The organism is Arthrobacter sp. E70 (assembly GCF_058266945.1).
Window position 1 is genome coordinate 338,611 of sequence record NZ_JBYQFR010000004.1, and the last position, 6,226, is coordinate 344,836.

Annotated in this window: 4 protein-coding genes; 2 read left to right on the forward strand and 2 right to left on the reverse strand. The window is 68.2% G+C overall.

Annotation, left to right across the window (positions count from 1 at the left end; genetic code table 11):
* Positions 1-3: 3 nt before the first annotated feature.
* A complete protein-coding gene (locus AC3IMC_RS07215; protein ID WP_490917705.1) occupies positions 4-1,833 on the reverse strand; it encodes an AMP-dependent synthetase/ligase in 1,830 nt (609 codons plus the stop codon).
* 67 nt (positions 1,834-1,900) lie between these two features.
* Complete coding sequence (locus AC3IMC_RS07220) at positions 1,901-3,628, reverse strand: dolichyl-phosphate-mannose--protein mannosyltransferase (RefSeq protein ID WP_490917706.1); 1,728 nt, start codon at positions 3,626-3,628, stop codon at positions 1,901-1,903.
* 45 nt (positions 3,629-3,673) lie between these two features.
* Between AC3IMC_RS07220 and rsmI the strand changes: the two genes are divergently transcribed.
* Positions 3,674-4,549 (forward strand): 16S rRNA (cytidine(1402)-2'-O)-methyltransferase, encoded by an 876-nt coding sequence (gene rsmI, locus AC3IMC_RS07225; protein WP_490917707.1) that lies wholly within the window; start codon positions 3,674-3,676, stop codon positions 4,547-4,549.
* Positions 4,550-4,730: 181 nt separating this feature from the next.
* Positions 4,731-6,226, forward strand: a 1,496-nt coding sequence (locus tag AC3IMC_RS07230) for an NAD-dependent succinate-semialdehyde dehydrogenase (protein WP_490917708.1), incomplete at its 3' end; no start/stop codon positions are given.

The window sequence follows — 6,226 nt, forward strand, 5'->3', positions numbered from 1 at the left end:
GGCTCAGCCGTACAGTTTGGCGATCTCCGCCTGGAAGTCCTGTACGACGACGGCCCGCTTGAGTTTCAGGGACGGCGTCAGGTGCCCGGACTCCACGCTGAAGTCGGCGTCCAGGAGCGCGAACGTTCGCACTGATTCCGCCTTGGATACCAGCTCGTTGGCGTGGTCCACGGCCTCCTGGACGGCTGCAAGGATCTGGGGATCGCTGGTGGCGTCCCGGAGGGCGAGCGGGGGCAGCCCCCGCTCGGACCGCCAGTTGGCGACGCCTTCCGGGTCCAGGGTCAGCAGGGCTGACACGAACGGCCTGCCGTCGCCGACGACGACGGCGTGCCCCACCAGCTGGTGGGCGCGGAGCCGTTCTTCCAGCGGGCCCGGCGCCACGTTCTTTCCGCCGGCCGTGACCAGCAGGTCCTTCTTCCGCCCCGTCACGGTGAGGAAGCCGTCTGCATCCAGGACACCAAAGTCGCCGGTCCGGAAGAAGCCGTCCACGAATGCTTCGGCATTGGCCGCCGGATTGGCGTGATACCCCTTGAAGACGCCGATGCCCTTCACCAGGATCTCGCCGTCCTCGGCGACCCGGATGGTGGTCCCGGGAATGGGTATCCCCACCGTTCCCACCTTGGTGCGGGACGGCGTATTGGCCGTGCACGGTGCCGTGGTTTCGGTGAGTCCGTACCCTTCGAGGACGGGGATGCCGACGCCGCGGAAGAAGTGGGCGTCCTCCTGGGCCAGCGGGCTGGCACCGGAGACGGTGTACCCCACCTCGCCGCCGAGGGCCTGGCGGAGCCTGGGGTACAGCAGCCGGTCGTAGGCCGCATGCCGCAAGCGGCTGAAGAGTCCCGGCCCGGGTCCCCCACCCCGGCTTTGTCTGTCCTGCTCCCGCGAGTACTCGATGGCGGCGGCGGAGGCGGCCGCGAAAAGGCGGCCTTTGCCTGCCAAAGCCGCCTTATGCGCCGCGCTTGCCCGCACCTTCTCGAATATCCGGGGGACAACCAGCAGGAAAGTCGGCTTGAACGTCCCCAAGTCCTCCAGCAGCTGTGCCGCTCCGGGGGTGTGTCCCAGGGTTGCTCCAGCCGTGAGGCACACAACCTGGACTGCGCGGGCCAGCACGTGGGCCAGTGGCAGGAACATCAAGGTGCGCGCGTTGTCGTCCTGCAGGATTTCCGGGAGGAAGGCGACGATGTTCTTGGCCACGAGGGCGAAGTTCCCGTGGGTGATCTCGCACCCCTTGGGCCTGCCGGTCGTGCCGGATGTGTAAACCAGGGAAGCGACGTCGTCCAGCCTGGCCCGGTTCCGCTGCCGCTCCAGCTCTGCGTCGCTGACCCCGGCGCCAGCTGCGGCGAGGCTGGCAAGGTCCGGTGCCTCGCCGTCGTAATCCATCCGCACTACGTTGACCAGGCGGTCGCGCAGCGCCGCGGATTCCGCAACAACGCCGGTGACCAGCTGCACCGTGGCGCGGTCGCCCGCGAAGACGCGCCGCACCCCGGCATCCTGGATGATCCATTCCACCTGGCTCGCGGACGATGTTTCATAGATGGGCACGGTGACTCCACCGGCGAACCAGATGGCGAAGTCCACCAGGGTCCACTCGTAGGACGTACGGGACATCACTGCCACCGCGTCCCCTGGCTCCAAGCCACCGGCGATCAGGCCCTTGGCCAGGGCACTGACGTCCTGGAGGAATTTCTGCGCGGACACGTCCACCCAGCCGTTGGGCCCCTTCCGCCGGTACAGCGCATGGGCGGGATTGGCGGCGTGCTGCTCCAGCAGCAGGTCAGTCACGTTGCTGTCGGCGTCAAGCTCAACCAGCAGTTCCGTGCTTGCTTCTCTCACAGCAGGTCTCCGTTTCCGCTGCCACGCCGCGGCAGCGGCTCCTCATGGGGTCTCATGCAATCCTGCCCTAGATCCAGGAGGGCATCCACATGCGGACCTTCCAGTCCACGTAGGGAATGACCTCCGCCGTCCAGATGGGGTAGAAGAATGCCGAGAGCAGGACGGCCGCGGCAAGGAAGAGGGCCACCAGGTACAGGCCCGAGCGCCGGCGCCACGGCGGGTCCGTGGCCCTGCCGAGGACCAGGCCCAGGCAATACACCAGCGCCAGGACCAGGAACGGTTCGAAGGATACGGCGTAGAAATAGAACATCGTGCGCTCGGGGTACATGAACCACGGAAGGTACCCCGCGGCCACACCTGCAAGGACGGCACCGGCCCGCCAGTCCCGGCGCCCTGCCCACCAGAAAAGCACCACGACCAGTGCGATGGCCGCCGGCCACCAGACCAGCGGGTTTCCCACGGAAAGGATGGCGGAGGTGCATTTTTCCACGGCGCACCCCGGGGTTCCCTGCGGTGGGGATTCATAGAAGAACGACGTCGGCCGCCCCATGACCAGCCAGCTCCAGGCGCTGGCCTGGTAGGGGTGTTCGGAGCTCAGGCCCTGGTGGAACTTGTACGCCTCGAGGTGGTAGTGGGCGAGGGAACGGACTGAGTCTGGCAGCCAGCCCCACTGCACGGACGGGTTGCTTTCGGCCCAGTGTCGGAAGTAGGCATTGCCGGACAGGAACCATCCCGTCCAGGAGGCTGAATAGACGGCTCCGGCCACGGGCACCATGCTTGCGAATGCCGGCAGGCCGTCCCGGATGACGCCGCCGCTGATCCAGCCGCGGATGCCGGCCACGCGCCGGGCATTGAGGTCCCAGAGCACGGTGAGGATCCCGAAGCCGGCGAGGAAGAAGAGTCCGGACCACTTGGTGCCCACCGCGAGTCCCATGCAGACTCCGGCAGCGACCCGCCACCATCGGATGCCCAGCCATGGCCCGGCCAGCAGCGTGCGGGCCGGCGGCTGCCCGCCGTTTGAAGCGGCAGCCTGCGCAAGCCGGCGGGCCAGGCGGCGCCGCCCGTCGTCCCGGTCCAACAGCAGGGCGCCGAACGCGGCGAGGACCCAGAACGTCAGGAAGACGTCAAGCAGCGCGGTACGTGACATCACCAGGTGGTGGCCGTCGACGGCGAGGAGCAGCCCGGCGGCGCCGGCCAGGGGGAGGGAACGGAACAGTTTCAGGGCAATCAGGGAAACCAACAGCACTGTCAGTGTTCCGGTGAGCGCGGCGGCGAAACGCCAGCCGAAGGGGTTGTCCGGCCCGAAAAGCCACATTCCGGCCGCGATCATCCACTTGCCCACCGGCGGGTGGACCACATATTCGGGGGAATCCAGCAGGACCGTGGGATCCCCGGCGTTGAATGAATCGTTGGCTTTGTCCGGCCAGCTGCGTTCGTACCCGCTGATCAGGTACGAGTAGGCATCCTTGACGTAATAGGTCTCGTCGAACACCAGTTTGTGCGGGACTTCCAGCCGGACGAACCGGAGCAGGCCCCCGGCCACTGCTGTCAGGACCGGAACCAGGACAAACCAGAGCCGCAGCGACAGGGGATAGGCCCGCCAGGCAGGGGCCGCGCCGAGGAGCCTTTCCTGCAGGGCTTCGACGGTGAACGTTTCCGCGGGCCGGCTGATCCAGGGACGCCGGGCCGTTGTGGAGGAATGGGCCGCAGGTGCCCCTGGTCCGGTGGAGGAGCCCGCCGGGGTGGGTTCACCGGCCCCGGGCGGCCGCGTCGAGGTCTGCGTCACGAGCCCCATGCTACCTTTTGCGGCTGGAAGACCCGGCAGCAGTAGGCTGGGTGGGTGGACCAGAACCCCAGCCCCCTCCCCGCTCCCGAACCCCCTACGGCGGGGCGCATCGTGCTCGCCGCCACGCCGATCGGGAACACAGGCGATGCCTCGGCCCGCCTGGTCGAGTTGCTTGCCACGGCTGACATCGTGGCAGCCGAGGATACGCGGCGCCTCCACCGCCTGGTCCAGAGCCTCGGCGTGACCGTCGCCGGCCGCGTGATCAGCTACCACGAGCACAATGAAGCGTCCCGGACCTCCGACCTCCTGGACCAAGTCCGGGCGGGCAGCACGCTGGTGATGGTGACCGACGCCGGGATGCCGTCAGTGTCGGACCCTGGCTTCCGGCTGGTGGAGGGCGCGATCGCTGCAGGACTGCCTGTCACCGCCGTGCCCGGCCCCTCCGCCGTCCTCACCGCGTTGGCGTTGTCGGGCCTGCCCACGGACCGGTTCTGCTTCGAGGGCTTCCTTCCCCGAAAAGCCGGGGAACGCGCCTCGCGCCTGTCCGACCTTGCCGGGGAGCGTCGCACCATGGTGTTCTTCGAGGCCCCGCACCGGCTCGAAGCAATGCTGCGGGCGCTGCGTGAAAGGTTCGGCCCGGACCGGCCCATCGCTGTGTGCCGGGAGCTGACCAAGACCTACGAGGAAGTCATCCGGGGCACGGTCGGTGAGCTGCTGCACTGGGCGGAAACCACGGAAGTCCGCGGCGAGATCGCGGTGGTGCTGGGCGGCGCCCCCGAGCAGGCGGCCGGAACCCCCGAGGACCACGTGGCCGCAGTCACCGAGCTGATGGCCCAGGGCATCCGGCTCAAGGAAGCCGTGGCCGCGGTCGCCGAAGACGTGCGGGTCAGCAAGCGGGAGCTGTACGCGGCGGTCCTGGCCGCCCGCTGACGCTCCGCCGGCGCGGCAGCCAGGTGCTGTGCAGCTGCACAGCAGGGCTGCGCCTTGGCAGTGCGCAACGGCGTAGACCCCGGGCGGACCCGGCAGTAGTCTGGCTGTTAATCAGCCCAATGAGCCCGGTCACTCCGGCCGCACCACGGGCTGCCACAACCCTACTGACGAGGGAGTCATCGTGACTGTCACCGCACAGCCTGCCGTTAGCGCCGAGCGTGAAAGCCGGCTTCTGGCCTCCGTTCCCACCGGGCTGCTCATCAACGGCGAATGGCGCGACGCCGCTTCGGGCAAGACGTTCGACGTCGAGGATCCCGCCACCGGGAAGGTGCTGTTGAGCATTGCCGACGCCGGCCCCGAGGATGGTTCCGCGGCCCTGGACGCCGCCGTTGCGGCCCAGGAGTCCTGGGCAAAAGTTCCTCCGCGCGAACGCGGCGAGATCCTGCGCCGGGCGTTTGACCTCGTGACCGAACGGGCCGAGGACTTCGCCCTGCTGATGACCATGGAAATGGGCAAGCCGCTGGCCGAAGCCCGCGGCGAGGTAACGTACGGCGCCGAGTTCCTCCGCTGGTTCTCAGAGGAAGCCGTCCGTGCGTTCGGCCGCTACTCCGTGGCCCCGGACGGCAAGTCCCGCCTGCTGGTGACCAAGAAGCCGGTGGGCCCCTGCCTGCTGATCACGCCGTGGAACTTCCCGCTGGCCATGGCCACCCGCAAGATCGCCCCCGCGGTCGCCGCCGGCTGCACCATGGTGCTGAAGTCCGCGAACCTCACGCCGTTGACCTCCCAGCTGTTCGCGGCCGTCATGATGGAAGCCGGCCTGCCCGCCGGCGTCCTGAACGTCATTCCCACCTCAACCGCCGGTGCCACCACCGGGCCGCTGATCAAGGATTCCCGTCTTCGCAAGCTGTCCTTCACGGGTTCCACCGAGGTGGGCCGGCGCCTGCTGGCCGACGCATCCGAAACCGTGCTGCGCACCTCGATGGAACTGGGCGGCAACGCCCCGTTCATGGTCTTCGAGGACGCGGACCTGGACGCCGCCGTCGCAGGGGCCATGCTGGCCAAGCTGCGGAACATGGGCGAGGCCTGCACTGCTGCCAACCGCTTCATCGTGCACGAGTCTGTCGCCGGCGAGTTCGCCGAGAAGTTCGCCGCGAAGATGAAGGAAATGACCACCGCCCGGGGCACCGAACCGGAGTCCAAGGTGGGCCCGCTGATCGACGCCAAGAGCCGGGACAAGGTCCACGAACTGGTCTCCGACGCCGTTGCCTCCGGCGCCAAGGCCGTCCTGGGCGGCGGACCGGTGGAGGGCCCCGGCTACTTCTACCAGCCCACCATCCTGTCCGGAGTCAGCGAGGGCGCGCGGATCCTTGCCGAGGAAATCTTCGGCCCGGTCGCGCCGATCATCACCTTCAGCAGCGAAGACGATGCGGTGCGTCTGGCCAACAACACCGAGTTCGGCCTGGTGGCGTACGTCTTCACCAAGGACCTCAACCGCGGCATCCGCATGGGCGAACGCCTTGAGACGGGCATGCTCGGCCTGAACGCAGGGGTCATCTCCAACGCTGCAGCTCCTTTCGGCGGTGTCAAGCAGTCCGGGCTGGGACGCGAAGGTGGCCTCGAAGGAATCGAGGAGTACCTCTACACCCAGTACATCGGCATCGCCGATCCGTACGCCGG

What these genes read in the sequence shown, in the direction of transcription:
- AC3IMC_RS07220 (WP_490917706.1), bottom strand. Translation starts at nt 3,628, where the DNA reads ATGGGGCTCGTGACGCAGACCTCGACGCGGCCGCCCGGGGCCGGTGAA.